This is a genomic window from Corynebacterium nuruki S6-4 (assembly GCF_007970465.1).
Lineage (GTDB): Bacteria > Actinomycetota > Actinomycetes > Mycobacteriales > Mycobacteriaceae > Corynebacterium > Corynebacterium nuruki.
In genome coordinates, this window is the sequence record NZ_CP042429.1 from 704573 (window position 1) to 728760 (window position 24188).

The 24188-nt window shown below is 70.2% G+C and carries 19 protein-coding genes, 1 pseudogene and 1 riboswitch; of the genes and pseudogenes, 14 read left to right on the top strand and 6 right to left on the bottom strand.

All coding sequences use genetic code 11. The features are described from left to right. Positions 1-343: 343 nt before the first annotated feature. Entirely contained in the window at positions 344-2203 is a 1860-nt protein-coding gene (locus FSW06_RS03200; protein ID WP_139024358.1) for a BCCT family transporter, read from the top strand. Here the strand turns inward: FSW06_RS03200 and FSW06_RS03205 are convergent. Next, positions 2190-3137, bottom strand: coding sequence for a 2-dehydropantoate 2-reductase (locus FSW06_RS03205; RefSeq protein WP_010118426.1), 948 nt, complete (start codon positions 3135-3137; stop codon positions 2190-2192). The two genes, FSW06_RS03200 and FSW06_RS03205, sit on opposite strands and share 14 nt — an antisense overlap. 44 nt (positions 3138-3181) lie before the next feature. Here FSW06_RS03205 and FSW06_RS03210 point away from each other — a divergent pair, with 44 nt between their 5' ends. Next, entirely contained in the window at positions 3182-3691 is a 510-nt protein-coding gene (locus FSW06_RS03210) for a phosphoribosyltransferase (RefSeq protein ID WP_010118424.1), read from the top strand. On the opposite strand, the gene FSW06_RS03215 is transcribed toward FSW06_RS03210, so the two are convergent. Together FSW06_RS03215 and FSW06_RS03220 are read right to left on the bottom strand one after the other, a co-directional pair. After that, positions 3688-5055 carry an amidase family protein gene (locus FSW06_RS03215; RefSeq protein WP_010118422.1) on the bottom strand — a complete coding sequence of 456 codons (1368 nt, stop codon included), beginning with the start codon at positions 5053-5055 and terminating at the stop codon, positions 3688-3690. The two genes, FSW06_RS03210 and FSW06_RS03215, sit on opposite strands and share 4 nt — an antisense overlap. Continuing rightward, on the bottom strand, positions 5052-6716 hold the full coding sequence (locus tag FSW06_RS03220; protein WP_010118420.1) for an FAD-binding dehydrogenase: 1665 nt from the start codon (positions 6714-6716) through the stop codon (positions 5052-5054). Before FSW06_RS03220 ends, FSW06_RS03215 begins: the two co-directional genes overlap by 4 nt. A gap of 195 nt (positions 6717-6911) precedes the next feature. Here FSW06_RS03220 and FSW06_RS03225 point away from each other — a divergent pair, with 195 nt between their 5' ends. Next, positions 6912-8267: an MFS transporter gene (locus FSW06_RS03225; protein ID WP_010118419.1), complete on the top strand. Its 1356-nt coding sequence runs from the start codon at positions 6912-6914 to the stop codon at positions 8265-8267. Positions 8268-8417: 150 nt separating this feature from the next. After that, positions 8418-9059, top strand: coding sequence for a DedA family protein (locus tag FSW06_RS03230; protein WP_010118418.1), 642 nt, complete (start codon positions 8418-8420; stop codon positions 9057-9059). 14 nt (positions 9060-9073) lie between these two features. On the opposite strand, the gene FSW06_RS03235 is transcribed toward FSW06_RS03230, so the two are convergent. Further along, entirely contained in the window at positions 9074-10333 is a 1260-nt protein-coding gene (locus tag FSW06_RS03235; RefSeq protein ID WP_010118417.1) for a class I SAM-dependent methyltransferase, read from the bottom strand. Positions 10334-10656: 323 nt separating this feature from the next. Between FSW06_RS03235 and FSW06_RS03240 the strand changes: the two genes are divergently transcribed. From FSW06_RS03240 to FSW06_RS03260, 4 genes and pseudogenes are all read left to right on the top strand, one after another. After that, on the top strand, positions 10657-12081 hold the full coding sequence (locus FSW06_RS03240) for an NAD(P)/FAD-dependent oxidoreductase (RefSeq protein ID WP_029448673.1): 1425 nt from the start codon (positions 10657-10659) through the stop codon (positions 12079-12081). A gap of 99 nt (positions 12082-12180) precedes the next feature. Next, positions 12181-12280, top strand: a riboswitch (TPP riboswitch). Beyond that, the gene (gene thiM, locus FSW06_RS03245) at positions 12270-13097 is read left to right on the top strand and encodes a hydroxyethylthiazole kinase (protein ID WP_029448671.1); all 828 of its coding nucleotides are present in this window, start codon (positions 12270-12272) and stop codon (positions 13095-13097) included. (Overlaps the previous riboswitch by 11 nt.) After that, positions 13054-15336, top strand: a pseudogene (locus FSW06_RS03255) (bifunctional hydroxymethylpyrimidine kinase/phosphomethylpyrimidine kinase). Before thiM ends, FSW06_RS03255 begins: the two are co-directional and overlap by 44 nt. A 91-nt stretch (positions 15337-15427) precedes the next feature. Beyond that, a complete protein-coding gene (locus FSW06_RS03260) occupies positions 15428-15766 on the top strand; it encodes a GNAT family N-acetyltransferase (RefSeq protein ID WP_010118408.1) in 339 nt (112 codons plus the stop codon). 238 nt (positions 15767-16004) lie between these two features. Here FSW06_RS03260 and FSW06_RS03265 read toward each other — a convergent pair whose 3' ends face one another. Further along, complete coding sequence (locus FSW06_RS03265; RefSeq protein WP_010118406.1) at positions 16005-16529, bottom strand: PaaI family thioesterase; 525 nt, start codon at positions 16527-16529, stop codon at positions 16005-16007. A 105-nt stretch (positions 16530-16634) separates the two neighbouring features. Here FSW06_RS03265 and gndA point away from each other — a divergent pair, with 105 nt between their 5' ends. The 6 genes from gndA to FSW06_RS03295 all read left to right on the top strand — a co-directional run bounded on the left by gndA (position 16635) and on the right by FSW06_RS03295 (position 23540). Then, positions 16635-18083: an NADP-dependent phosphogluconate dehydrogenase gene (gndA, locus tag FSW06_RS03270; RefSeq protein WP_010118404.1), complete on the top strand. Its 1449-nt coding sequence runs from the start codon at positions 16635-16637 to the stop codon at positions 18081-18083. 363 nt (positions 18084-18446) lie between these two features. Next, positions 18447-19646, top strand: a complete 1200-nt coding sequence (locus FSW06_RS03275; protein ID WP_083826981.1) for a DEAD/DEAH box helicase — start codon at positions 18447-18449, stop codon at positions 19644-19646. Between the two features lie 6 nt (positions 19647-19652). Further along, on the top strand, positions 19653-21050 hold the full coding sequence (locus tag FSW06_RS03280; RefSeq protein WP_010118392.1) for a hemolysin family protein: 1398 nt from the start codon (positions 19653-19655) through the stop codon (positions 21048-21050). Continuing rightward, complete coding sequence (locus FSW06_RS03285; RefSeq protein WP_010118390.1) at positions 21043-22098, top strand: hemolysin family protein; 1056 nt, start codon at positions 21043-21045, stop codon at positions 22096-22098. The genes FSW06_RS03280 and FSW06_RS03285 overlap by 8 nt, the downstream gene beginning before the upstream one ends. Next, positions 22091-23023: a hypothetical protein gene (locus tag FSW06_RS03290; protein ID WP_040429719.1), complete on the top strand. Its 933-nt coding sequence runs from the start codon at positions 22091-22093 to the stop codon at positions 23021-23023. Before FSW06_RS03285 ends, FSW06_RS03290 begins: the two co-directional genes overlap by 8 nt. Further along, the gene (locus FSW06_RS03295) at positions 23016-23540 is read left to right on the top strand and encodes a hypothetical protein (RefSeq protein ID WP_010118388.1); all 525 of its coding nucleotides are present in this window, start codon (positions 23016-23018) and stop codon (positions 23538-23540) included. The genes FSW06_RS03290 and FSW06_RS03295 overlap by 8 nt, the downstream gene beginning before the upstream one ends. Here the strand turns inward: FSW06_RS03295 and FSW06_RS03300 are convergent. Then, positions 23537-24082 (bottom strand): MerR family transcriptional regulator, encoded by a 546-nt coding sequence (locus tag FSW06_RS03300; RefSeq protein WP_010118387.1) that lies wholly within the window; start codon positions 24080-24082, stop codon positions 23537-23539. The genes FSW06_RS03295 and FSW06_RS03300 overlap by 4 nt on opposite strands. Positions 24083-24188: the final 106 nt, after the last annotated feature.

The window sequence follows — 24188 nt, forward strand, 5'->3', positions numbered from 1 at the left end:
CTGTTCGAAATAATGTGGAACGCCTGTTCGTCGGACTGCATCCCGGCGTCCGACCGCGCTACTCCCCCGCCCGAACACCCGGAATGCCGCACAGGCAGGCCCACGGGCAGCGCTGTCCCATGCGCCACCCGGCGCGACATCGGGCAAGGGGAAATTGTGTTCACCCCCGCACCCCACCATAATGACCGCCATGCCTGCTTCCAGTGACAGCACGGACACCAGCGACAATCCCGGTCATCCCGGCAATCCTGACGACGACAACCCTCCCAGTCCCGGCGCCACCCAGCGACAGGGCTTCCTGGACCAGACCCGGTCCACCACCGTCGGTATCTACCCCGACGACATGCACCCCGGCCTCGTGCCCGGCATCAGCGTCGACGAACTACGCACCAGATTCGGCCTCGACAAGGTCGTCTTCGGCATCACCGCCGCGCTCATCGTGGCCTTCATTCTCTGGGGCGTCATCGCCCCGGACTCCGTCGGGGACACCTCCTCCACCATGTTCTCCTGGGCGATGGAGAACACCGGCTGGCTCCTCAACATCGTCATGATCCTCGGTCTCGTGATCATGATCTACCTGGCCTTCTCCCGCTTCGGGAACATCAATCTCGGCAAGGACGGCGAGAGTCCCGAATTCTCCCGGTTCTCGTGGATCGCCATGATGTTCGGTGCCGGCATCGGCGTCGGCATCTTCTTCTTCGGCCCCTCCGAACCCCTCTGGCACTACCTCTCCCCGCCCCCGCACACCGTGGACCCCGAGACCCCCGAATCACTCCACCAGGCCCTCGCCCAGTCCCACTTCCACTGGGGCCTGGCCGCCTGGGCCCTCTACGCCCTGGTCGGCGGCGCCCTCGCCTACAGCATCTACCGGCGCGGCCGCGTCTCCCTGATGAGCTCGGTCTTCCGCAGCCTGTTCGGCGACCGGCACACCGACGGGGTCGCCGGACGCCTCGTCGACATGATGGCCATCATCGCCACCCTCTTCGGCACCGCCGCGACCCTCGGCCTCTCCGCCATCCAGATCGGCGAAGGCGTGAAGATCGTCTCGGGCGCCTCCGACGTCACCAACACCGTCCTCATCCTCATCATGGCGGTCCTGACGGTCTGCTTCATCATCAGCGCGGTCTCCGGGGTCTCCCGGGGCATCCGTTACCTGTCGAACCTCAACATCACCCTCACCCTCGGTCTCGTCCTCTTCGTCTTCATCACCGGGCCGACACTGTTCCTGCTCAACCTCATCCCCTCCGGCATCGCCTCCTACGCCGACAACCTCATCGACATGATGGGCCGGTCGCTGTCGTGGGGCCAGGACACACTCGATTTCCAGGCGCAGTGGACCGCCTTCTACTGGGCATGGTGGATCGCCTGGACGCCCTTCGTCGGCATGTTCATCGCCCGGATCTCCCGCGGCCGCACCCTCCGCGAGTTCGCGGTCGTCACCACCCTGGTGCCGACGTTCATCCTCATCCTCGCCTTCACCGTCTTCGGCGGCACCGCGATCGCCTTCCACCGTGACGGCAAGGCCGGCTTCGACGGGTCCGGCACCTCCGAACAGACCCTGTTCAGCATGTTCGACCACCTGCCGCTCAGTGGCGTCATCCCGTTCATCGTGATCTTCGTGCTGGCGGTGTTCTTCATCACCTCGGCGGACTCCGCCTCCGTGGTGATGGGCACCCTGTCGTCGAAGGGCGACCCCGCCCCGCGGAAAATCATCGTCGTCTTCTGGGGTCTGTGCATGATGGGGATCGCCGTGGTCATGCTGCTGGCCGGCGGCGAGGACGCCCTGTCCGGGCTCCAGAACCTCACCATCCTCATCGCGATCCCGTTCTCCGTGGTGCTCATCGGCCTGGTGGTCGCCTTCCTCCGGGACCTCGCCACCGACCCGGCGGCGATCCGCCGCGCCTACGCGGAGAACGCCATCCACAATGCGGTGGTCAAGGGGCTCGAGGAGCACGGCGACGAGTTCGAGATCACCGTCGGCCGCGCCGAGGAGGGCCACGGTGCCGGCGCCGACTTCGACTCGACCGCCAGTGAGGTCACCGACTGGTACCGGCGGACCGACGAGGACGGCAACGAGGTCGACTACGACTACACCTCCGGCGAGTGGGGCGACGGCTGGTCCCCCGACGACGCCCGCCGCGACGACATCGGGGACGAGGACGCCGACGGCGACCCCGCCACCCCCGGTCTCAACCGCGAGTGAGCTGAAGTTCCAGCAGTCCCCCGACGAGGTCGAGCAGCGGAGTCGGCACACCGTGCTCCGCGCCGACCCGACGGACCGCACCGAGCTGGGAGTCCAGTTCCCCGGCGATTCCGGCGGCGATGTCCCGCTGCATCGAACTGGTGGCGTCCGCCGGCTGCGCGTCGACGAAGGCCACCGTGCGGTCGACCGCGTCGGAGGCCAGGGCGACACCCGAGCCCCGCGCCGCGGCGTCCGCCTCGGTGATCATGCCCACCAGGCTCGACCGCAGTGTGGTGCGCAGTACCCCGACGGGGCGGTCGGCGACGGCGCCGAGTGCGCCGAAGCAGGTGACGAACATCGCCTTCTCCCAGATGTCGCACCACAGGTCGTCGCGGACGATCCCCTCGATGCCCGCGTCGGTGAGGGCCTCGGCGAACCGGCCGAGCGCGGCGTCCTCCGTGCTGCCGCTCCCCTCCCACCGGCCGACGGTGTAGGTGGCCAGCGGCGGGTGGAACCGCACCGTCGCCGGGCCGGTGTGGATGAAGTAGCCGCGCACCACGCCGGGCCAGGTGCGCCCGGTGCCGACCGCGTCGGCGACGAGCCGGTGCGCCTCCACCGAGTTCTGGGTGGTCGCGATGACGGGATCGCCGGGGATGCCGGAGACCATCGCCGCAATCTGCGCCCGGCGGTCCGCCAGGGTCTCGCCGGTGGCCTTGACCGCGAGCAGCACCACGTCCAGCGGGTCACCGTCGGCGGTGACCAGGTCCGCCGGTGCTGCCGCAGCGGTCACCGGCTGGTGCCGGGTCTCCCCGTCGACCTGCACCGTCAGGCCGGTGTCGCGGATCCGGTCGAGTGCGGCGCCGCGCGCCAGGACGGTGACCTCATGGCCGGCGGCCGCCAGCCGGGAGCCGAAGAATGTGCCGACAGCGCCGGCCCCGATGATTCCGATTCGCATGCTGAGCATCCTATGCCCCGGCCGGTTCGCTACGATGAACTGCCATGAGCCCCACAACCGCTGACCGCGAGATCCTCACCTATGAACTGTTCGGCGACGCCATCAAAGAGCTGGCGCAGACCGTCGTGGACGACTACGAACCGGACCTCATCCTCTCCATCGCCCGTGGTGGCCTGCTCATCGGTGGTGCTCTCGGGTACGCCATGGGGGTGAAGAACGTGTCGGTGATCAACGTGGAGTTCTACACCGGCATCGGTCAGACCCTCGAGCAGCCGGTGATGCTGCCGCCGACGCCCGAGGCGGTCGACCTGTCGGGGATGAAGGTGCTCATCGCCGACGATGTCGCCGATTCCGGGAAGACCCTCGAGCTGGTCCAGCAGTACTGTGCCGAGACCGTCACCGAGTCCCGCACCGCCGTGATCTACCACAAGCCGCGGTCGATCATCACGCCCGACTACGTGTGGAAGAAGACCGACCGGTGGATCGACTTCCCGTGGTCGTCCTTCCCGGTCATCACCCCGACGGGCCTCCCCACCGGCGGGGACGCCAGCTAACCGGTCAGCTCGGCGGCCAGGGCCACCAGCCGTTCCTCCCCGTCGGCCGGGCCCACCAGCTGCACGGACAGCGGCAGACCGTCGGTGCCGGTACCGGCGGGGACGGCCGCGGCCGGGAAACCGGTGACGTTCCACATCGCCGTGTACGCCACCGGACCGGCGGCGGCGAGCAGGGTGCGCAGGGCACCCCGGCCTACGGTGGCGTCCGCCGGGCCCGGCCGGTCCGGCACGGTCGGGGTGAGCAGGACGTCGACGTCGTCCCAGACCCTGTCGAGGTCACGGGCGATGCGGACGCCGCGTTTCTCGGCCCGGCGCCGGACCGGGGTCCGAACCCAGCTGCCGAGCCGGACAAGGTTCCGGGTCCGGCGCTCCAGTCGGTCGGGGTGCTCCACCTCCGCGGCCTCGCTGCGGATACCGGCGAAGAACTGGGGGATGAACGCCGCCGTGGGGTCCGGGTAGTGCGGGTCGTAGTCGATGACCGTGTGGCCGGCCGCCCGCAGCCGGTCCGCGGCCCGACGGACGGCACCGGCGTGCTCCGGGTGGAGCCTCCCGGTCTTCGCCGGCGGGGTCAGGCACACCCCGATCCGTTGCCGTGGTGCGGTCGCCGCACCGGCCGCGGCCGCGACGAGGGAGCCGACCGGCCCGGCGCGGTGCTCGTCGGTGTCGACGTTGCCGTCGATGAGGTCGTGGACCAGGGCGGCGTCCCGCACCGACCGGGTGAGCGGACCGGTGGTCCCCAGCGCGTGCCACAGGTGCGGGTGCGGCGCCGGGGAGACCCGTCCGCGCTGCGGTTTCAGGCCGAACAGTCCGCAGTTCGCCGCGGGGATGCGGATCGATCCGCCGCCGTCCCCGCCGAGTGCGAGGGGGACGAGACCGGCGGCGACCGCGGCCGCCGAGCCGCCGCTGGAGCCGCCGGGGGTGCGGGTGCGGTTATACGGGTTGCGGGTCACCCCGTCGCCGGTGGTCTCGGTGTACGGCCACGCGCCGAATTCGGGCATCCGGGTGGTGCCGATGATGACCGCGCCGGCGTCCCGGAGCAGCCGGACGACGCGGGCGTCCGCGGTGGCGGGGGTGCTGTTCGCCCGGGTGCCGTAGGTGGTCACCACCCCGGCGACGTCGATCTCGGACTTCACCGCGACGGGGACGCCGTGGAGCGGGCCGCGGTCCGCCGGGGCGACCTCGTCGAGCTCCGCGGCCCGGTCCAGGGCCTCCTCGGCGAGGACGGTGGCGAAGGCGTTGAGGTCGCGGTCGTGGCGGGCGATGCGGGCCAGGGCGGCCCGGATCCCCGCGGTGGCGCCGTAGGACAGGCCGGCGACGGCCGCCCGCCAGTCGTGGGCGTCGAGGGTGTGCCAGGTGACCGTCACCGGAGCGCTCCGGCCAGTGCCTCGCCGACCCGCTTGCCGGAGTGGATGCAGCCGCCGAGGAAGGTGCCCTCCAGGGCGTTCCTGCCGTGCATCCCGCCGCCGCCGAAGCCTGCGACCTCCCCGGCGGCGTACAAGCCGGGCAGGACCGAGCCGTCGGAGCGGAGGCACCGGCCGGACAGGTCGGTCTCGATGCCGCCGAGGGTCTTGCGGGTCAGCACCCGCAGCCGCACGGCGATCAACGGACCGTGCTTGGGGTCGAGGAGCTTGTGGGGTGCCGCGGTCCGGATCAGCTTGTCGCCGAGGAAGTTGCGGGCGGTCCCGATGTAGTTGACCTGGGCATCCTTGCTGAACTTGTTGTCGAGCTGACTGTCGCGGTCCTCGACGGTCCGGCGGACCGCGGCGGCGTCCAGCAGATCGTTGCCGGCCAGTTCGTTCATCCCGGCGACGAGCTGGTCCAGGTCGCCGGCGATGACCCAGTCCTCACCGTGGTCCATGAAGTTCTGGACGGCGACGTGCATGCCGGGGCCGACCTTGCCGGCGAGCTTCTTCAGTTCCTTGTCGGTGAGGTCGGGGTTCTGCTCCGAGCCGGAGAACATGAACTCCTTGGCGGCGATGGTGCGGTCGAGCAGGAACCAGCTGTAGCCGTGGCCGGTGCGCCCGATGTGGGCGAGGGATGCGAGGTTGTCGGCGCCGGGGAAGAGATTGGTGGGCAGGCGGGTCCCGGTCGCGTCGAGCCACAGGGAGCTGGGGCCGGGGATGATGCGGATGCCGTGGTTCGGCCAGATCGGGTCCCAGTTCATCATCCCCTCGGTGTAGTGCCACATCCGGTCGGTGTTGACCGTGTTGGCGCCGGCGGCCTCGGAGATGCCGATCATCCTGCCGTCGACATGGGCGGGGACGCCGGTGACCAGGTCGTCGGGGCAGTCGCCCCACCGCTCGGTGGGCCAGGACCGGCGGACGAGGTCGAGGTTGCCGCCGATGCCGCCGGAGGTGACGGCCACCGCGGCGGCCCGGAACTCGAAGGTGTCGACGACCTCGCGCGGGGAGGCGGTACCGCGGCCGAGTTCGTCGCAGGGGGCCAGGACGCTGCCCCGGACGCCGACGACGGCACCGTCCTCCTCGATGAGTTCGTCGACACGGTGCCGGAAGGCGAAGTGCACACGGCCCTCCTGTTCGGCGGCGAGCAGCGGTTCCCGGAAGACCCGGACGACCTCCGGGCCGGTGCCCCAGGTGAGGTGGAACCGGGGGACGGAGTTGCCGTGGCCGGAGGCGTCCCCGCTGCCGCGCTCGGCCCAGCCGATGGTGGGCAGCACGTTGAGGCCCAGGCCCTTGAGGTAGTCGCGTTTCTCCGTGGCGGCGAAGTGGACGTAGGCCCGGCCCCATTCGCGGGGCCACCGGTCGTCGGGGCCCTCGTCGTAGTCGGCGGAGTTCTCCCAGTCGCGCCAGGCCAGCTCCTCCGAGTCGTGGACACCCATGATCTTCTGTTCGGGGCTGTCGACGTAGAACAGGCCGCCGAGCGACCAGAACGCCTGGCCGCCGAGGTTGGCCCGGTTCTCCTGGTCGAGGATGCGGACGCTGAGCCCCGCCCGTTGTGCCTCGTAGGCGGCGACCATGCCGGCGAGTCCGCATCCGACGATGAGCACATCTGTGGTGTCTGTCATGTTCTCTCCCATAGGCAACTAGCGTACGGCGCCCGTCAGATTTCCGCGGCGTCCCGCAAGTTCCCACACAATGAGATTTGACGTCCACCTTATGGTCGGAGTAACTTCCCGCACATCGGTCGGCGCATCCCATTAAGTGGGAAACTTCGACCTGCTGACATATTCACGGACCCCCGAGACACTTCAAGAAGAGACATGACCGCCACACTCACAGAACCTGAGGCCCCGAAGGCCAGCGGGAACTCCAAGGGCCGCGTGATCATCGCGTCCACCATCGGAACGACCATCGAGTTCTACGACTTCTACGCCTATGCCACGGCCGCCGTCGTCGTCTTCCCCGACCTGTTCTTCCCCAAGAACGCGAACTCCACCGTCGGACTCCTCGCCTCGCTGGCCACCTTCGGGCTCGCCTTCGTCGCACGCCCCGTCGGCTCCGTCCTGTTCGGCCACTTCGGTGACCGCATCGGCCGCAAGGCCACCCTCATCGGCGCCCTGCTCACCATGGGCATCGCGACCTTCATCATCGGCTGCCTGCCCACCTACGACCAGATCGGCCTGTGGGCGCCCGCCCTGCTGGCCCTGCTCCGCTTCTGCCAGGGCATCGGCCTCGGCGGCGAATGGTCCGGCGCCGCGCTGCTCGCCACCGAGAACGCCGAGGAGGGCAAACGCGCCCGGGCGGCCATGTGGCCGCAGCTCGGCGCCCCCTTCGGCTTCCTGCTCGCCAACGGCCTGTTCCTCGTGCTCGTGACGATCATGGGCCACACCGACGGCGACATCAAGGGCGACTTCCTCTCCTGGGGCTGGCGCGTGCCGTTCCTCTGCTCCTCGGTCATGGTGGCCATCGGCCTGTGGGTCCGGTTCAAGCTCGACGAGACCCCCGTCTTCCAGGAGACCCTCGACAAGGGCGAGGACGTCAAGGTCCCGACCGCCGAGGTGTTCCGCACCGCCTGGAAGGACGTCATCCTCGGCACCTTCGTCATGGTCTCCACCTACACGCTCTTCTACATCGTGACCACCTGGTTCCTCTCCTTCGGTATCGGCGACAAGGACGAGGGCAAGGGCCTGGGCATCGAGTACGAGCACTTCCTGGTCATCCAGCTCATCGCCGCCTGCTTCTTCGTCATCGGCATCCCGATCGCCGGCTACCTGGCGGACACCGTCGGCCGCAAGAAGTACCTCACCGTCATCTCGGTCATCATCCTGGTCTACTGCTGCGCCTTCCAGCTCTTCCTCGACCCGGACACCGCCGGGGAGGTCTCCGCCTGCATCTACCTCTCCCTCGGCATGCTCCTCATGGGCCTGATCTTCGGCCCGATGTCCGCGGTCCTGCCGGAGATGTTCGCGACCAACGTCCGCTACACCGGATCCGGCATCGCCTACAACTTCGCCTCCATCCTCGGCGCCGCGATCGCCCCGTTCATCGCGGTCGCCCTGGCCACCTCCTACGGCCCGTGGGCCGTCGGTGTGTACCTGGGCGTGGTCACCCTGATCTCGCTGGTCGCCATCCGGCTGATGCGCGAAACCAGGGACATCGACCTCTACAGCGTCTGACCCTGCCACCTGCGCACCGTCGTTTCCCGGCCCCGGAGTCCCTGACTCCGGGGTCGTTGACATATCCTGGACTGCGTTTACGCGCCGGGTCCGCCCGATCCGGGTCCGGCGCCCCGCACGCCGAGTGAAAAAGCGAGGTTGCATCGCCGTATGTTCGATGTCGACAGTCTCCTGACCACCTTCGGACTGGTGGGCGTCCTCGCCGTCATCTTCATGGAGACCGGCATCCTCATCGGGTTCATCTTCCCCGGTGACACGCTGCTGTTCACCGCCGGCATCATGTCCGCCTCCGCGGACCGGGAGATCGCCCCGCTGTGGATGCTCATGGTGCTCATCCCGGTCGCCGCCGCGCTCGGCGACCAGCTCGGCTACCTCATCGGACGCCGCTACGGACCCCCCGCCCTCCAGTCCCGGGTACTCAACTGGATCGGTCCCGAAGCCGTGGCGAAGACCGAGGCCTTCTTCGACCGCTACGGGCCGGTGACCGTGATGTTCGCCCGGTTCATCGCCGTGGTCCGCACTGTCACCCCGCTCGTCGCCGGCATCGCGAAGATGAAGCACAGCGTGTTCACCCTCTGGTCGGTTCTCGGCTGCATCATCTGGGGCGCCGGCATCACCCTCCTCGGCTACCTGCTCGGCGGCATCCCGCTCATCCAGAAGTACCTGGACGTCTTCATCCTGCTCGGAGTGGCCAGTGTGCTCATCCCGGTGATCATCAAGATCGTGCGGCTGCGGCTGGCCGCCCGGAAGCACCGCGGCACCGTCGACGAGGGTGACGACGGCCCTGCCTGAGCCTGCCTGAGCTCTCAGCGCCGCAGGACGAACTGGACGCAGTCCAGGTCGCCGGTCCCCACCAGCGCCTCGTGCAGGGCCAGCTGGTAGGTCCACAACCGGCGGTACACCGGGTCATAGCCCGCCGCGGCCGCCGACCGTTCCCGTGCGGTGAAGGCGGACCGCCACAGCGACAGGGTCCGCTCCAGGTGTGAACCGAGGTGCACCTCCCGGGTCAGCGTGAGACCCGCCTTCTCCGCCGCCGCCCGCACATGGCCGACCGTCGGATAGTGCAGCGCGGGCCACACGTAGGCCCGGACGACATCGAAGGCCGGATCCACCGACGGGCGGTCCTTCGTCGGCTCCGCCGAGGTCACCGACTGGATGACCGCCGTGCCCCGCGGGGCGAGCATCCGCTCCGCCGCCCGCAGGTAGTGCAGCGTGCCCTCGTCACCGAGCGTCTCCATCCGCTCCACGCTGAACACCGCCTCATAGGTCCCGGACCACTGCCGTGGGGAGGGCACCGGCCCCCGGATCGTCTGCACCCGGACCGCACCGCCGACGCCGGCGGCACGGGCACGCTCCCGGACCGCGTCCGCATGGTCGGCGTCCGAGGTGAGGACGTCGACGCGGGCACCCCGGCGGGCGGCGACGACCGGGAGTGCTCCCCCGCTCGACGTCAGCTCCAGGACCCGGTCACCGGGGCCGACCTCCGCGAGGTCGAGCATGTGGTCGATCCGGTTGAGCTGTGCACCGTCGAGGTCGGCCCGCTCGACCCGGGCCGGGGCGTCCAGCCACGTGGTGATCACCGGGGTGGGCCGGCCGTGCTGGGTGACGGTGACGGTCTCCGAGGTCCGGGTGCCCGACGCGAACAGTGCCGAACCGGTCGCCCGCGTGTCCCCGGTGTAGATGCCGACGAGACTGTCCGGCAGCTCCCCGGACCGCACCTGGCCGAAGTCCGGACGCCGCCGCCGCGCCAGCCGGGCGCCGAGCCCGGCCTCCAACGGCTGCGACAGCAGGACCCGGAGCACCTCCGGCAACGGTTCCGCCGACCACTCCCCCGCCATGTAGCCCTCGGCCATCCCCAGCCAGCCGGCGGCGACCGCCCGGTCGAGCACCACCCCGTCCGACACGACGAAGCGGGGGGAGGCACCCCTGGTCAGGGCCACACCGTTGCGCCGGGTCAGCTCCTCCAGCCGGGTGCGGAGTTTCTCCGCACGGCGCCCCAGCAGCGGGGCGTCCGGTCGTCCGACCAGCGCAGGCCACCGCTCCGGGTCAATGTAGCCCTCGGACACCGGGCCTCCTTCCTTCCGGCAGGTCCGTCAGCACCGGGGGGACGCGCCGCCCCCGGTCCCCCCGGGTTCCGGAGGAAACGGACATTCGTGAATCCGGTCACGTCTGGATGGGTCCCACGTTCTGAACACAGAACGAAGACGCACTACACTCTGATGGTGTATCCGCGCCCCGCGGACCGGAAGTTGAGTCGGCTGCCGACACTACACCGGGCCACCGTGGCGTTCCTGGAGAACACGCAGTACATCAACAGACGAGAGCCGCTCATCCGGTACGCCACACCCGGCGCCCCCGGAGATGTGTGCAGAACGAGGAGCACGATCCCATGACAGCCACCCCGACCCGTCCCGCCGGTGGACGCCACCACGTCGTCATCATCGGCGGAGGTTTCGGCGGACTGTTCGCCGCCAAGAACCTGGCGGACGCCGACGTCGACGTCACCATCATCGACCGGACCAACCACCACCTGTTCCAGCCGCTGCTGTACCAGGTGGCCACGGGCATCATGTCCTCCGGTGAGATCGCCCCGACGATCCGCCAGATTCTCCGGAAGCAGAAGAACACCCGCGTGGTGAAGGCCGAGGTCCGCGACATCAACGTCGCGGACAAGGTCGTCTCCGCCGACCTGGGTGGCCGCGAGGTCGCCCTGCAGTACGACTCGCTCATCGTCGCCGCCGGCGCCGGGCAGTCCTACTTCGGCAACGACCAGTTCGCCGAATTCGCCCCCGGCATGAAGAGCATCGATGACGCCCTGGAGATCCGCGCCCGGATCACCGGGGCTTTTGAACGCGCGGAGATCACCGACGACCCGGAGGAGAAGCGCCGCCTGCTGACCTTCGTCATCGTCGGCGCCGGCCCGACCGGTGTCGAGCTCGCCGGCCAGGTCGCCGAGATGGCGCACCGCACGCTGCGCAACGAGTTCCGCTCCACCGACACCGACAGCGCCCGCATCCTGCTGGTCGACGGCTCGCCGCAGGTGCTCCCGCCGTTCGGCAAGAAGCTGGGCACCAAGGCCGCCTCGCGGCTGAAGAAGCTCGGTGTCGAGGTCATCACCGACTCGCTGGTCACCAACGTCGACGCCGACGGCGTCACCTGGAAGAACATGAAGAGCGAGGAGGAGACCACGGTCCGCTCCTACTGCAAGATCTGGTCCGCCGGTGTCTCGGCCAGCCCGCTGGGCAAGATGATCGCCGACCAGATCGACGGGGTCGAGGCCGACCGCGCCGGCCGCGTCGCCGTCAACGACGACCTCTCCGTGGGCGACCACAAGGAGATCTTCATCGTCGGTGACATGATGAGCCTGAACCGCCTCCCGGGCCTCGCCCAGGTCGCGATGCAGGGCGGCCAGCACGCCGCCGCCGTCATCAGGTCCCAGGTCGAGGGCCGCAACGAGCGCCCCGCCTTCGAGTACTTCGACAAGGGCACCATGGCCATCGTCTCCCGGTTCTACGCCGTGGTGAAGATCAAGGACACCGAGATCACCGGCTTCCTCGGCTGGCTCATGTGGCTCGCCGTCCACCTCATGTTCCTCGTCGGTTTCCGCAACCGCTTCGTCGCCGGGTTCAGCTGGGGCCTCAACTCCCTGTCGCCGAACCGGTGGCACCTGGTGGCCACCCGCCAGCAGCTCCACGCCCGCAACGCGATCCAGAAGCTGCGCGGCTACGAGGACGAGGCCGGCGTCCGGTCCGTCGAGGTCCGCGACAACCTCAAGGTCGGTGAAGGCCGCGACGACAAGCCCGTCGCCGACTAGCTGACGCACCGCTGACGCGACCACCCCACCTCCCCTGACCACCCCTGTCCGGGCGAGGTGGGGTTCTGCATGTCCGGGGTGCCGTGGACTACGGTGGGGACCACAGACACGGGGTGCGCCGACAGACTCGGCGCTGAGAACACACCCGCTGAACCTGCTCTAGTTCGGACTAGCGAAGGGACCGTCGCATGACTGCCACGCGCCTCGACCACCTGAGGCGGACCACGCCTCTGGTGCAGTGCCTCACCAACACCGTGGTCACCCAGTTCACCGCCAACGCCCTGCTCGCCGCCGGCGCCTCGCCGGCGATGGTGGACACCCCCGAGGAGGCCGCGGAGTTCGCCCGCGTCGCCGACGGCGTCCTGGTCAACCTCGGCACCCCCACCGCCGCCGGGTACACCGCCATGCGGGAGGCCGTCCGGGGCGCCGGGGACGCCGGGCACCCCTGGGTTCTCGACCCGGTGGCCTGCGGCGGTCCCGCCGCGCGCTCCGCGTTCGCCGCCGACATCGTCCGGCACCGGCCCGCCGCGGTCCGGGGCAACCCCTCGGAGATCCGGGCGCTGGCCGGCGCCACCGGGGGCGCGGGCCGGGGCGTCGACGCGACCGACGAGGTCGGGTCCGCCCTGCCGGCGGCCCGGGACCTGGCCCGCGCCACCGGCGCGGTGGTCGCGGTCTCCGGCCCCCGCGACCTCATCGTCAGTGCCGGTGGTGCTGACGCCACCGGCGACCGCATCACCTGGCTCGCCTCCGGTGACCCGCTGATGCAACGGGTCGTCGGCACCGGCTGCGCCCTGGGGGCACTGACCGCCGCCTACCTGGGGGCGGAACAGACCGACCCGCACGCCGCCGTCGTCGCCGCCCACGCCCACGCCGGCGCCGCCGGACAGGTGGCACGGCGCACCGCGTCCGCCCCGGGCAGCTTCGCGGTCGCCTGGCTCGACGCCCTGTTCACCGTCACCGGTGACGACCTCGATGAACTGGCACAGACCGAGGAGACGGTCGACCGTGCGCTCTGACTCTGCGGACCCCGTCGACTGGTCGCTCTACCTCGTCACCGACCCGGTCCTCGGCGGCGGCCCCGACCGCGTCCCGGCCATCGTCGACGCCGCGGTCGCCGGCGGCGTGAGCATCGTCCAGCTCCGCGACAAGACCGCCGACGCGACGACCTTCACCGCCCGCGCCGCCCGGTTGCGCGACCTGCTCGCCGGCCGCGGCGTCCCGCTGTTCGTCAACGACCGGATACCGACCGCCCTCGAGCTCGGCCTGCACCTGCACATCGGGCAGGACGACATGCCCTACCGGCAGGCTCGCCGGCTGCTGCCGGAGACCTCGATGATCGGACTGTCCGTGGAGACCCCCGCCCACCTGCGGGCCGTCGCCCGCGACATCGCCGACGGCGTCCGACCACCCGACGTCCTCGGCATCGGACCGGTCCGGCAGACGGCGACGAAGCCGGACGCCGCCGCACCACTGGGTATCGGCGGCTTCGCGGAGCTCGCGGCCGGAGCCGCCCGGCTCGGCATCCCCGCCGTCGCCATCGGCGCGGTCCGGCAGGACAACGCCGCCGACCTCATGCACGCCGGTGCCGCCGGAATCTGCACCGTCTCCGCCGTCATGGCCGCCGGCGACCCCCGCCACGCAGCACATGAACTGCGCACCCTCGTCGACACCACCCGTGTCGACCCGATCCGTCAGGAGAACTGAGTGACCGTCCCCCGCATCCTGTCCATCGCCGGCACCGACCCGACCGGCGGCGCCGGCATCCAGGCCGACATCAAGGCCGTCTCGGAGGCCGGCGGTTTCGCCATGACCGTGGTGACCGCCCTCGTGGCGCAGAACACGCACGGGGTGCGCAGCATCCACACCCCCGACATCTCCTTCCTCACCGAGCAGCTGGACGCCGTGTTCGACGACGTCACCGTCGACGGGGTGAAGATCGGCATGCTCGGCACCGCCGAGATCACCCGGACCGTGACCGGATACCTGCGGGCCCACCCCGTCCCGGTGCTCGTCGTCGATCCGGTGATGGTCGCCACCAGCGGCGACCGGCTGCTCACCGCGGACGCGGAAGCCGCACTCGGCGACCTCTGCCGGCTCGCCGACGTCATCACCCCCAACCTCGCCGAACTCGCCGTCCTCGCCGGCACCCGGCAGGCCGGCACCCTCGCCGAGGCACTGGACCAGGGACGCGCCCTCGCCGCCGACCTCGGCACCACCGTCATCGTCAAGGGCGGTCACCTGACCGGTGCGGGGGCCGACAACTCCGTCGTGGAACCCGACGGCACCGTCCACACCGTGCCGGTCGCCCGGGTCGCCACCCACAACACCCACGGCACCGGCTGCTCCCTGTCCTCGGCGCTGACCACCCGGCTCGCCGCCGGCGACTCCACCGCCACGGCCCTGACCTGGGCGACCCGGTGGCTCGCCGAGGCCATCCGCTACGCCGACGACCTGCATGTCGGTACGGGGAACGGTCCGGTCGACCACACCCACCGGTCCCGCCGCCTCGCCGCCGCGGCGGACACCACCCCGTGGGCCCTGACCGCCGCCGTCCCGGACACGCTGGACGCCCCGGAGCAGCTCGCCCCCGGTGCCGCCGCACCGGCCCCCGGCATCGCCGCCGCCGGGCCGTGGACCGACGCACTGTGGCGGGCCTCCGCCCCGCTCCACGCCCGGATCGCGGAACTGCCGTTCATCACCGACCTCGGCGCCGGCACCCTCGACGCCGACGACTTCTCCTTCTACCTGGCCCAGGACGCCGTCTACCTCTCGCTCTACTCCCCCGCGCTGGCGTCCCTGGCGGCCTCCGCCCCGGACCAGGCGTCCGCCCTGTTCTGGGTGAAGGGGGCGGCTGAGTGTCTCGAGGAGGAGGCCGAGCTGCACCGCTCGTGGCTGGGGGACGCCGCCCCGGTCGACCCCTCGCACGTCACCGCGGCCTACACCTCGCACCTCATGCGGTGCGTGCAGACCCGCGACCACGTCGTTGGCGCGGCGGCGGTGCTGCCCTGCTACTGGCTGTACGCGGAGGTCGGCCGGGTGCTCGCCGACCGCTCCGGCGACGACAACCCCTATGCCACGTGGGTGGAGACCTACTCCGGTGAGGAGTTCACCGACGGCGTCCGGCAGGCGGTGGCACTGGTCGAACAGGCCTTCGCCGCGGCGACCCCGGCCCAGCGCGCCGAGGCCGCCCGGGCCTACCTGGACGCCTCCCGGTGGGAGGTCGAGTTCTTCGACCAGGCGGGGCGGCGCAGCTGACAGGGAGGTCCTGTTGTCCGGGAGTCACCGGTCGTGCGAGGGTCGACGGATGAGCTACGAACAGGTAGGAACAGCGGCCCCAGGGCACCCGGTGACAATCCGCGAGGCCACCCCGGACGACGACACCGTGAACCGGATCGACGATTCGTTCACCACCGACACGATCATCGAGATCCGCCCCACCGGGGACGGCTTCGTCCTGACGGAGCGGACCACATCGTCGCCGATCAGGAAAGAGTTCCCGGACGAGACATCCGTCGAGGCCGGGGACAAGGAGCCGTCCGCGCGGTTCGTCGCCGTCGACGAGCACGGTGCCGTGTGCGGTGTCATCGACCTCGTCTCCGAATCGTGGAACCGTCGTGTCTCGGTCACGGAACTGAAGGTTCGACCGGCACAGCGCCGACGCGGGATCGGTCGGCAACTGATGTAACGTGCTGTCAGCTACGGACACAAATGCGATGCACGGACCCTCTGGCTGGAGGTCACCAATATCAACACCCCGGCCATCCACGCCTATCTCCGTATGGGATTCACGTGGTGCGGGCTCGACATGTCGTTGTACCGCGGAACCGGATCGGAAGGCGAGGTCGCGCTGTTCATGAGCCGGAGCCTCGCCGAACTCTGAGCCGGCGCAGGACATGGTGACGGGCCGGATGTGAACCGGCCACCTAACCTCTGGACGCGACGACGGTCCGCAGCTCCGTGGTCGCCAGCAGCTTGCCGGTCGCCGCGTTGACATGGTCGATGCGCCAGAGCTGACTGGTGCGTCCGGTGTGGACCGCGTGGGCGGTCGACCGGACGACGTCGCCGGGCATCGACGGCCGCAGGAAATTGGTCGAGTTGGTCACCCCCATGACATTCGCCTCCCCACCGGCGGCGATGTAGCCGGCGAAGGAGCCGACGGACTCGCCGAGGCTGGCGTAGATACCGCCGTTGGTGATCCCCCACGGCTGGACGTGGTCGGCGGTGATCTCCAGCTCGACGACGACCTCGGGGGCGAAGGCCACGTACCGGACGCCGAGGGTGCGGTCCAGGCCCGGAACCCCGGTCCCGAAGATCCCGGCGAGTTCGGCGGACTCCTCCGCGGTGATCCCGCCTCGCGCCGCCCGGCCGAGAAGCACGGTCATCCGTTCGATGACGGCGGTTTTCTTCTCCTGCTCGGCCGTCTTCTGCCCGTCGGTCAATTCCGCCATGTTTCCCTCTGCCTCTCGTACACCGGTCCGGTTCCCCGGCGAGTCTAGCCACCCGCGGGGCGTCGCGGGGCGGACGCACGGTCACGGGCGCTACTATGGGGCACCATGACAGAATCCTCCGCACAGATCGGTGTCGTGGGTCTGGCCGTGATGGGCTCCAACATCGCCCGGAACTTCGCCAGCCACGGTCACACCGTCGCCGTGTACAACCGTACGACCGCAAAGACCGACGACTTCATGGCGGAGTTCGGCGCGACCGGCAGCTTCGTGCCCGCCGCCACCGTCGAGGACTTCGTGGCTTCCCTGGAGAAGCCCCGCCGCGCCCTCATCATGGTCCAGGCGGGCAAGGCCACGGATGCGGTTATCGGCCAGCTGGCGGACGCCATGGAGCCCGGCGACATCATCATCGACGGCGGCAACGCGCTCTACACCGACACGATCCGCCGCGAGGCCGAGATGTCCGCCCGTGGTCTGCACTTCGTCGGCGCCGGGATCTCCGGCGGCGAGGAGGGCGCCCTCAACGGCCCGGCGATCATGCCCGGTGGCCCGGCCGAATCCTACGAGTCCCTGGGCCCGCTGCTCGAGGACATCTCCGCCAAGGTCGACGGCACCCCCTGCTGCACCCACATCGGCCCCGACGGTGCCGGCCACTTCGTCAAGATGGTCCACAACGGCATCGAGTACGCCGACATGCAGGTCATCGGCGAGGCCTATCACCTGCTGCGCTACGCCGCCGGCATCGAGCCTGCCGAAATCGCCGACATCTTCCGCACCTGGAACGCCGGTGACCTCGACTCCTACCTCATCGAGATCACCGCGGAGGTGCTCTCGCAGACCGACGCCGCCACCGACCGTCCGCTCATCGACGTCATCGTCGACGCCGCCGGCCAGAAGGGCACCGGCCGCTGGACCGTCAAGGCGGCCCTGGACCTGGGTATCCCGGTGACCGGCATTGGCGAGGCGGTCTTCGCCCGCGCCCTCTCCGGCGCCCGCACGCAGCGCGCCGCCACCGCCGGTTCCCTGCCGTCGGGTGAGCTGACCACCCTCGAGGCTCTGGGTGTGTCGAAGGACGACTTCGTCGAGGACGTCCGCCGCGCGCTCTACGCCTCCAAGCTCGTCGCCTACGCCCAGGGCTTCGACGAGATCAAGGCCGGCTCCGCCGAGCACGACTGGGATGTCGACCCCCGTGACCTCGCCACCATCTGGCGGGGCGGCTGCATCATCCGCGCGAAGTTCCTCAACCGCATCGTGGACGCCTACAACACCGACCCCGATGTGCAGTCCCTGCTGCTCGACCCCTACTTCAAGGGTGAGGTCGAGGGCCTGGTGGACGCCTGGCGCCGCGTCGTCGTCACCGCCACCCGGACCGGCCTGCCGATCCCGGTGTTCGCGTCCTCGCTGTCCTACTACGACTCGCTGCGTTCCGACCGGCTGCCCGCCGCCCTGATCCAGGGTCAGCGTGACTTCTTCGGTGCCCACACCTACGAGCGCACGGACCGCCCCGGACACTTCCACACCCTCTGGTCGGGCGACCGTAGCGAGGTGGAAGCCTAAGTGGGCGCAGAGAGTACGGGCAGCAGCGCCGGGAGATCCGGGACCCGCCGCCGGCGGGTCGTCCGCGGCAGCCGGCCCGCCGGTGACCCGCGCGGTACCGGCAGCCGGGGTTCAACCGGCAGGAAGCCGGCCGGCCAGAAATCCGGTGGCCAGAAGTCAGGCGGCCAGCGGTCGGGCGGCCAGCGCGGTGCCCAGCAGTCCCACGGCAGGTCGTCCGGAGGCGGCCGCAACCGGAACCAGCAGCAGCAGCAGCAGCGGCGGCGTCCCCAGCGCGCCCAGCAGCGGCCCCAGCAGCGCGAGCAGCACCCCGTGGTCCGCTCCACCGACCCGGTGGCCACAGCCGGTGCCGCGACCGGCGTGGACATGTCACTGAGCTTCGCCGACATGGGACTGCCGGAACCGGTCGTCCGCGAGCTGACCCGTCAGGGACTGGTCCATCCGTTCCCGATCCAGGCGGCGGCGATCCCCGACGGGCTCGCGGGCCGCGACGTCCTCGGCCGTGGCCCCACCGGCTCGGGCAAGACCTTCACCTTCGGACTGCCGGTCATCACCCGGCTCGTCGGCGGCGCCTCGAAGCCCGGCCATCCGCGTGGCCTCGTCCTCGTCCCCACCCGGGAACTCGCCCAGCAGGTCGCCGGCCGGCTGCGGCCGCTCGCCGAGTCGGTCGGCCAGCGCGTCATCGAGATCGTCGGCGGCGTGAACATCAAGCGGCACATCACCGCCCTGGCCCGGCCGGTCGACATCCTCGTCGCCACCCCGGGCCGGGCCGAGGACCTCATCGGGCAGGGGAAACTGTCCTTCGACTCGGTGGAGACCATCGCCCTCGACGAGGCGGACCAGATGGCGGACATGGGGTTCCTCCCGCAGGTCCGCCGGCTGCTCGACCGGACGCCGTCCGACGCCCAGCACCTGTTCTTCTCCGCCACCCTCGACGGCGACATCAAGGTGCTCATCCAGCGCTACATGAACGACCCCGTCACCCACTCCACCGGTGAGGTCGCCGCCAAGGTCGAGCGGATGGACCACTACCTCGGTGTGGTCCCCGACAAGCCGGCCCGCAACGACGTCGTCATCGAACTGGGCCTGGCCTCGACGAAGACGATCATGTTCATGCGCACCAAGCACACCGTCGACCGCCAGGTGAAGAAGCTGGTCCGCGCCGGCGTCTCCGCCGTCGGTCTGCACGGCAACAAGGGGCAGGGCGCCCGCACCCGCGCCATCGGCGAGTTCGCCGACGGCACGGCCACCGTCCTCGTCGCGACGGACATCGCCGCCCGCGGCATCGACATCAAGGGTGTGGACCTGGTGGTCCACATCGACCCGCCGGCCGAGCACAAGGCCTACGTCCACCGTGCCGGGCGCACCGCCCGGGCCGGGGAGCGTGGTACGGTCCTCACCCTCACCACCGCCGAGACGGAGAAGGACACGCTGGCGATGATGAAGAAGGCCGGGGTGTCCCCGACCGTCTGGCGGCTCGGCACCCACGGTATCGGTGACCACCTCACCGACCTCGGGCTCTCCACCCGCGGTGCCGCGCGCGGCAAGAAACCGGGGCCGAGGTAGGCCCCGATGGACATCGCCCTCAGCATCCTCGGGCTGCTCGCCTTCATCCTGCTCACCGCGGGAACAGGCGTGTTCGTCGCCGTGGAATTCGCGACGACCAGCCTGGAGCGTTCCACCATCGACGCCGACGTCGCCAAGCGTGGCGACGCCGCGTCGAAGATGGTGCAGAAGGCGCACTCGCACCTCAGCTTCATGCTCTCCGGCATGCAGCTGGGCATCACCCTGACGACCCTGGCGACCGGCTATCTCGCCGAACCGATCCTCGCGAAATACTTCACTCCGCTGCTCGAACTCGCCGGGCTCAGCGAGAGCGCCTCCGCCCCGGTCGCCCTGATCATCAGCATGGTCATCGCCACCATCCTGTCGATGGTCTTCGGTGAACTGGTGCCGAAGAACCTGGCGATCGCCAACCCGCTGCGTGCCGCCCGCCTGCTCACCGCACCGGTGTGGCACTTCAACCGAATCTTCCGGGGCTTCATCAACCTGCTCAACAAGGCAGCCAACGCCATCGTCCGGGCGTTGGGCATCGAACCCGCCGACGAACTGGCGTCCGCCCGCTCCCCGCAGGAACTCAGCGCCCTGGTGCGGCATTCGTCCGGCGCCCAGGGCTTCGACACCTCGAAGGTGCGGATCCTCGACCGGTCACTCAAATTCGGCGACGCCACGGCGGAGGACGTCATGACGCCCCGCTCGACCGTCGACACGCTCGAGACCACCGACACCGCCCTCGACCTCATCCGGCAGGCCTACGAGTCCGGGCACTCCCGGTTCCCCGTCGTCCGCGGCGACCTCGACGAGACCGTCGGTGTGGTCCACGTCAAGGACGCCCTGACCATCCCGGCGTCCGAACGGGCGACCACCACCGTCGAGTCACTGGCACGGCCGGTACCGACCGTGCCGGAGAGCCTGGAGGGCGACGCGGTGCTCAACCAGGTCCGCCGCGCCGGCACCCAGCTCGTCCTCGTCGCCGACGAGTTCGGCGGGACGGCCGGCATCGTCTCGATCGAGGACGTCGTCGAGGAGATCGTCGGCGAGGTCTGGGACGAACACGACAACCGCGACGAGGACCGCGAGGTCCGCAAGGTCGGCCGCAGCTGGGAGCTCTCCGGACTGGTCCGGGTCGACGAGCTCACCGACATCTGCGGCTACCACGTCCCCGACGGCCCCTACGAGACGCTCGGCGGACTGGTGATGGCGACCCTCGGCCGCATCCCCGCCGTCGGCGACCTCGTGGTCCTGCCGCCCGACGAGCGGACCGGTACCGAGGTCTTCTCCGACGGTCCGGTCGTCCGGTGGCGGGCCGCGGTGATCTCGATGGACAACCGGCGGGTGGACAAGGTCCACCTGGTGCCCGTCCCCGACGCCCCCGCCGGCCCGGCCGGGGAGGTGGTCCGCGGTGAATGACCTCCTCGCGGTGCTGCTGACACTGTTCCTGCTGCTCGTCAACGCCTTCTTCGTCGGCGTGGAGTTCTCCCTGATCTCCTCGCGCCGCGACCGCCTCGAGAACATGGCCGCCGCCGGAAACCGGCGGGCCGCCAAGGTCATCGAGGCGACCGAACAGCTCACCATCATGCTGGCCGGCGCCCAGTTGGGCGTGACCGTCGCCTCGCTGCTGCTCGGTAAAGTCGGTGAGCCGGCGATCGCCCACCTCATCGAGGCCCCCTTCCACGCCCTCGGCCTTCCCTCGGAACTGCTCCACCCCACCGGGTTCGTCATCGCCCTGCTGCTGGTGACGGTGCTGCACATCATCCTCGGCGAGATGGTTCCCAAGAACATCTCACTGGCCGGGCCCGAGTCGGTGGCGGTCATCCTCGTCGGCCCGCACATGGCCTTCTGCACCGTCGCCCACCCGATCATGATCTTCCTCAACTGGATCGCGAAGGTGACGCTCCACCTCCTCGGAGTCGAGCAGCGCGACGAGCTCGATTCGACGGTCTCCCCCGGTGAACTGGCGCAGATGATCTCCGAGTCCCGGTCCGAGGGGCTCATCGAACCCGACGAGGCGGCCCGGTTGTCCCGTGCCCTGAACTCGTCGAAACGGACCCTCCACGAGGTCCTCATCCCGCTGGACCGGGTCCGGACCATCCCCCGGGGCCCGGCAGGTGTCACGGTCGGTCAGATCGAGGACGCCGTCGCCGAGACCGGCTTCTCCCGGTTCCCGGTGACCGACGCCACGGGGAACTACCTCGGCTACGTCCACGTCAAGGACGTGCTCGACAATGTGCTGGATCCGGCGACCGGCCCCGACCTCGTCATCGACGAACACGATGTCCGTGACCTGGTCTCCGTCGAAGGCGGGGCGAACTTCGACGTCGCTATGCGGCAGCTGCGCCAGACCAACTCCCACATGGCGCAGGTCATCGAGAACGGCCGGGTGGTCGGGGTCGTCACTCTGGAAGACATCATCGAGGAGCTCGTCGGCACGGTGCGGGACTGGACCCACGATGACTGAGCCGATTGACGTGACAGTGCTGACCGTGCTCGATGCCGACCGGTGGCACGCCGACCAGGCGGAACACACCGCGGTGGCGGATGCGCTCACGGCGGGCCACCGGGCGCGTCGGGCGGCCGGTGAGCGGCACCCTGTGTGGGACTTCATGTTCCACTACTACCCGGTGAAGCCCTCCCAGCTGCGCCGCTGGAGCCCCGGCGCCGGCACCGGACTGCAGTTGACGGCGGCGGACGCCGACGGGCCGCAGACCCCGGGCCCGCCCGCCCTCCACCGGATCGTCGACGGCGACCGCGGCCGGATCTGGCAGGTCGACACGGACGCGGTCCGCGCCCGCCGGGGCCGGGCGGTGAGGTACATCCACCGGCTGCTACGGGCGACGGCCGGGCGCCCCGCCCAACTCGCCTGCTTCGGCATGCACGAGTGGGCGATGGTCTACCGCGCCACCCCACGGCATCCCGAGCCGCTGCGGCTCGGTGCCGCGGCCACCGACCGGGTGGTGGAATCCTCGACGCTGCGGTGCACCCACATCGACGCCTACCGGTTCTTCACCGCGGACGCCGCCCCGCGCAACACCCTGCGACCGACCCGGGAGACCCAGGTCGATCTCGAACAGCCGGGCTGCCTGCACGCCACGATGGACCTCTACAAGTGGGCCACCAAGCTCGGACCGCTGGTTCCCGGGGATCTGTGGCTGGACACGTTCCGGCTGGCCTGCGACGTCCGTACCCTCGACATGGCGGCCAGCCCCTACGACCTCACCGCCTGGGGTCTCGACCCGGTGCCGGTGGAAACACCCGCCGGTCGGTCGGAGTACGCCCGACGCCAGCGTGGTCTCGCCGACCGTGGGCAGCAGCTGCGCCGGCGACTGCTCGCACTGCTCGACCGCACGTACCCGGATCTGGTGGAGGAGGACGACCGTGGGTGACCATCAGCGTCAGGGAGGCGGCCGGCGGAAAGTCGCCGCGTGGGTGTGGGTGACCCCGCTCGTCATCGTCGCCATCGGGGTACTCGTCGTCGGCTGGCTCGCCCTGATCCGTGACCGGGGCGACGACAGTGCACAGTCCTGTCTGGCCGGGGACCTCACGCTACAGGTCTGGTCGGACCCCGCCGCGGAGCCGTCGGCGCAGCAGCTCGTCGACGGCTACAACGCGGGATCACCGGTGGTCCGGGACCACTGCGTCCGTGCGACGGTCGAGGTGAAGGACACACCCGGGGCGGTGGACGCCTACCGGGCCGGGGCGCCGGGTGTGGCAGCGGTCTGGTTCCCCGCCACCGCCGCCGACGTCACCGGTCTGCCGGGGGCTCCCGTCACCGTCCCGGTGGCGCACACGGCGGCCGGGGATGTGCCGGTGGTGGCGTTCGGCTCCTCCCCCGCGGTCGGGGAGGACGCCGCCCGCGCCGCCGCGGACTTCGTCGGCACCATGGTGCCGGAAGGATCCTAGGAGGACCGGCGCTGCCGGCGGGCGGCCAGTTCGTCGTTGACGGCTGCGCCGTCCGTGCTGTCTGCGCCGGTGGTGTTCTCCGCCCGCTCGGACGGGAAGGCGGTGATCGTGCCGGAAAGTTCCTTCATCAGGCCCGGCACGGCGATACCGAAGACGCCCTGACCACCGTTGAGCAGGTCGATGACCTCCTCCGGCGACCGGCACTCGTAGACGGTCCGGCCGTCGGAGACGAGGGTGAGGCCGGCGAGATCGTCGACGCCGAGGTTCTCGAGCTTCGAGACGGCGCGCCGGATGTTCTGCAGCGAGATGCCGGTGTCGAGCAGTCCCTTGACGATCTTGAGGACGAGGATGTCCCGGAAGGAGTAGAGCCGCTGCGACCCGGAGCCGTGCGCGGTCCGGATCGACGGCTGGACGAGCTTCGTCCGGGCCCAGTAGTCGAGCTGCCGGTAGGTGATGCCGGCCACCTGGCAGGCGATGGTCACGCGGTAGCCGACCTGGTGGTCGTCCTCATGCACCTCGAACAGTGCGTCCTGCTGTTCCATCAATGTCTCCTCTGTCGGGCGTGTCCGCTCGCACGCCTGTGATTCATGGTTCCCAAGCCTAGACGGGATCGCGGTCCAGTCAACCGCTCGTGCGACCCTCAAGTCT

Excerpts from the sequence above, each read along its gene's own strand:
- FSW06_RS03200 (WP_139024358.1), top strand. The coding sequence starts at position 344 with ATGCACCCCGGCCTCGTGCCCGGCATCAGCGTCGACGAACTACGCACC.
- thiM (WP_029448671.1), top strand. The coding sequence starts at position 12,270 with ATGACTGCCACGCGCCTCGACCACCTGAGGCGGACCACGCCTCTGGTG.
- FSW06_RS03265 (WP_010118406.1), bottom strand. The coding sequence starts at position 16,529 with ATGGCGGAATTGACCGACGGGCAGAAGACGGCCGAGCAGGAGAAGAAA.
- FSW06_RS03240 (WP_029448673.1), top strand. The coding sequence starts at position 10,657 with ATGACAGCCACCCCGACCCGTCCCGCCGGTGGACGCCACCACGTCGTC.
- gndA (WP_010118404.1), top strand. The coding sequence starts at position 16,635 with ATGACAGAATCCTCCGCACAGATCGGTGTCGTGGGTCTGGCCGTGATG.
- FSW06_RS03205 (WP_010118426.1), bottom strand. The coding sequence starts at position 3,137 with ATGCGAATCGGAATCATCGGGGCCGGCGCTGTCGGCACATTCTTCGGC.
- FSW06_RS03280 (WP_010118392.1), top strand. The coding sequence starts at position 19,653 with ATGGACATCGCCCTCAGCATCCTCGGGCTGCTCGCCTTCATCCTGCTC.
- FSW06_RS03220 (WP_010118420.1), bottom strand. The coding sequence starts at position 6,716 with ATGACAGACACCACAGATGTGCTCATCGTCGGATGCGGACTCGCCGGC.
- FSW06_RS03230 (WP_010118418.1), top strand. The coding sequence starts at position 8,418 with ATGTTCGATGTCGACAGTCTCCTGACCACCTTCGGACTGGTGGGCGTC.
- FSW06_RS03275 (WP_083826981.1), top strand. The coding sequence starts at position 18,447 with ATGTCACTGAGCTTCGCCGACATGGGACTGCCGGAACCGGTCGTCCGC.
- FSW06_RS03210 (WP_010118424.1), top strand. The coding sequence starts at position 3,182 with ATGAGCCCCACAACCGCTGACCGCGAGATCCTCACCTATGAACTGTTC.
- FSW06_RS03300 (WP_010118387.1), bottom strand. The coding sequence starts at position 24,082 with ATGGAACAGCAGGACGCACTGTTCGAGGTGCATGAGGACGACCACCAG.
- FSW06_RS03290 (WP_040429719.1), top strand. The coding sequence starts at position 22,091 with ATGACTGAGCCGATTGACGTGACAGTGCTGACCGTGCTCGATGCCGAC.
- FSW06_RS03225 (WP_010118419.1), top strand. The coding sequence starts at position 6,912 with ATGACCGCCACACTCACAGAACCTGAGGCCCCGAAGGCCAGCGGGAAC.